Genomic DNA, 1,175 nt, shown 5'->3' with positions numbered 1-1,175 from the left:
ACCAATCGACCCAGCCGAGGGTGGCCATTTCCAGATCCTGCATGTTGCGCCACGGTCCCTGACGATGAACCAGCTCGGTTTTGTAGAGACCGTTTATAGTTTCGGCGAGGGCGTTGTCGTAGGAATCCCCGACGCTTCCGACCGATGGTTCGATGCCCGCTTCGACCAAACGCTCAGTGTATCGAATTGACAAATATTGCCCGCCGCGATCCGAGTGATGAACCAATCCGCTTTTCTGGACGGGCCGTCGATCATGTAGGGCCTGTTCAAGAGCATCGAGAACAAAGTCAGTTTTGGCAGACCGGGAGACCCGCCATCCGACGATACGATCAGCGAATGTGTCGATAACAAAAGCCACATAGACAAAACCCTGCCATGTCGACACGTAAGTAAAATCACTGACCCAGAGAAGGTTCGGTGCTGGTGCTCGGAACACGCGGTTCACCTTGTCACGCGGACAAGGCGCTGACGTGTCAGGGACCGTTGTTTTGACCACCTTGCCGCGCACAGCCCCACGGATGCCGATCTGTTTCATCAGCCGCTCTACTGTGCAGCGCACCAGATCAAAGCCCTCCCGCTTCAGCTGATGCCATGCCTTACGGACCCCGTAGACCTGGTAATTCTCATCCCAGACCCGTTTGATTTCTGGCCGTAGCACCGCATCCCGCTGATGGCGTTCCGAAGCTTTGGACGGATCAGCGAGGCACGCCAGGCGGTGGTAATATGTCGACGGCGCGATCGGCAGGACTCTGCAGATCGACTCGACGCCGTAGACAACGCGCTGATCTTCAATGAAGGCGATCATCGCTTCAGTGGGCGGTCGAGTTCCGCCTGCGCAAAATATGCTGACGCTTTGCGCAGGATCTCATTCGCCTGGCGCAGCTCCCGGTTTTCACGTTCAAGCGCCTTGATCCGGTCGCGTTCCTCGGTCGTCACGCCATCGCGCATGCCGCTGTCTTTCTCGGCCTGCTTGACCCATCCGCTCAAGGTCTGGGGAATGCAGCCGATCTTGGGTGCAATGGCCGCAATCGCGCCCGCCTGCGTTTCATATGAACCTTGATGTTCAAACACCATCCTAACCGCACGCGCGCGGACCTCAGGTGAGTAGCGATTTGCCATTTTGCTTTTTGTCATAACCATCATCCTTACTTAAGTTGATGGTCTCCGACAAACTC

Annotated in this window: 1 protein-coding gene and 1 other annotated feature; the gene reads right to left on the bottom strand. The window is 56.5% G+C overall.

Annotated elements, in window-relative coordinates:
* Window positions 1–1,134 (bottom strand): IS3 family transposase gene (locus C7964_RS19720; RefSeq protein WP_110281247.1). Its coding sequence is split into 2 segments (ribosomal slippage), with 1,135 coding nucleotides annotated over them: window positions 1–840 and window positions 840–1,134; the frame shifts between segments, so codons are not numbered across the junction. This gene is flagged as partial in the annotation.
* Window positions 731–847: a sequence feature (AL1L pseudoknot), on the bottom strand. It overlaps the preceding gene by 117 nt.
* Window positions 1,135–1,175 lie beyond the last annotated feature (41 nt).

It is taken from the genome of Loktanella sp. PT4BL (genome assembly GCF_003201935.1).
In the GTDB taxonomy this organism is placed as follows: Bacteria; Pseudomonadota; Alphaproteobacteria; order Rhodobacterales; family Rhodobacteraceae; genus Yoonia.
Note: the sequence above shows the minus strand (reverse complement) of the source record. Positions and strands in the feature narration are given on the sequence as shown.